The 1,587-nt window shown below is 70.4% G+C and carries 1 protein-coding gene; it reads right to left on the bottom strand.

From position 1 onward, the window contains the following. Positions 1-240: 240 nt before the first annotated feature. On the bottom strand, positions 241-1,587 hold a 1,347-nt coding region (locus tag PLL68_RS14940; RefSeq protein WP_324535446.1), incomplete at its 5' end, for a transposase.

Here is a 1,587-nt window from a genome sequence, read left to right as displayed (position 1 = left end):
CTCGACAACCTCGCCCGTCTGCGGGACGAAGGCCGGGACGTCATCCTCGACTAGGAGACTGCTGAACAAGGCGGTGTTCGAGGTGTCGGTTTGCTCGTGAGGACGGGCAGGACACCTCAAGGCGGTCTGTGCCGCAATGGTTAGGTCAGCGCTCAAGGCGCGACTACGAGTTCGTCCTGCCCGTCGTAATCGACTTTGCGCCGGGTGCGTCGGGCCTGTCAAGGGGCCGTGGCCGGCCTTTCAGGTCAGTGCCCAGGCCCCGTCTTGGCGGGTCAGCCCGAGCGCGAGGAGGCGGCGGAGGTTGAGCGCGGCGGCGCGGTGGTGCAGCCAGGCGTTGTTCTTGTCCACGCCGCGGTAGGGCACGCGCCGGTTGCCGCGGGTGAGCCAGGCGATGGAGCGTTCGACCATCGGCCGGTGCTGGCGGTACACGGCTTGGAAGTCGGGGTGCTCAGCGCGTTGCCGGTGCTCGCGTTGCAGCTGGTGATGCTCGCCAATCTTGATCGTTCGGCCCTGGGCTGAGGTGGTGCACCGCGCCCGCAGCGGGCAGCCTCTGCACGCGACGCCGAAGGTGACGGTGCCCTTGCTGCTGACTGCGCGGGTGGTCCCGGCGGGGCAGGTCATCATCTGTTTGTGGGGGTCGTGGGTGAAGTCGTCCAGGGTGAACCCGCCTTCGACCGCGGGCCGCAGCGGCCACGGCTTGAGCAGCGGTGTCCACTTCTTCTCCGCGAGCTTGGCGAGCATGTCGCCGGTGGCGTAGGCGGAGTCACCCAGGACCTGCACGGCCGCACCGTCGGTGATGGTGGGGTCGGTGGTGACCAGGTCGGCGCCGACCGTAGCGTCGGAGTTCGCACTCCCGTTGGTCTTGGTCAGTGCGACCTTGGTCATCAGCCCGGTGTCGGGCTCGATGACGACGTGGGCCTTGAACCCGTCCTGGCGACGCTCCCGCGTCTTGTGCGCGTGCCGGGCGTCGGGGTCCACCGTGGAGATCACCCGGTCCGGTGCGGTCTTGCGGGCGATCCGCCACCGCCCGTCAGTGCCGTCCGAGCCCGGCGCGGGTTCCACGTCCTGCCCCGCGACCAGGGCAAGCAGCGCGACGGCCTCGGCGGCGCGGCCGCCGCCGTCCTGGATCAGCGCGAGCCCATGCGGGACACCATCGGCGTCGTGCTCGGTGTCGTCCAACGAGGTCAGCAACGCCAGGGCGTCGCCCACCAGTGCGGTGACCAGATCCTCCCGGGCGCTGTGGTCGTCCCATGCGATCCGCGGCTTGCCCGTGGCGGTGTAGTCCTGGCCCGTGACGACGGCCAACCGGGTGCAGTGCGTGGTGACCAGCTCGGCGGCGCCCGGGACGTCACGCCCGACCCGGCGGATCGACGCGATCAGCTGGGTGACCGTGTCCTGCCGGGCGACCGCGTCGTCCAGCACGGTGGAGTCCAACGCCCGCCGCGTCTTGCCGGCCAGGACCCCGGTCGAGGTGATGACCTCACGCACCACCTCGAAGATCCGCTGCGGACGCTGGCTGGCCGCGAGCCGCCGACGCCAGTACGTCAACGTCGAGGGGTGGAACCCGCTGGCATCGACCGCGTACCC

It is taken from the genome of Ornithinibacter sp., assembly GCF_035443565.1.
In the GTDB taxonomy this organism is placed as follows: Bacteria; Actinomycetota; Actinomycetes; order Actinomycetales; family Dermatophilaceae; genus Fodinibacter.
This window is presented reverse-complemented; position numbering and strand designations above follow the sequence as displayed.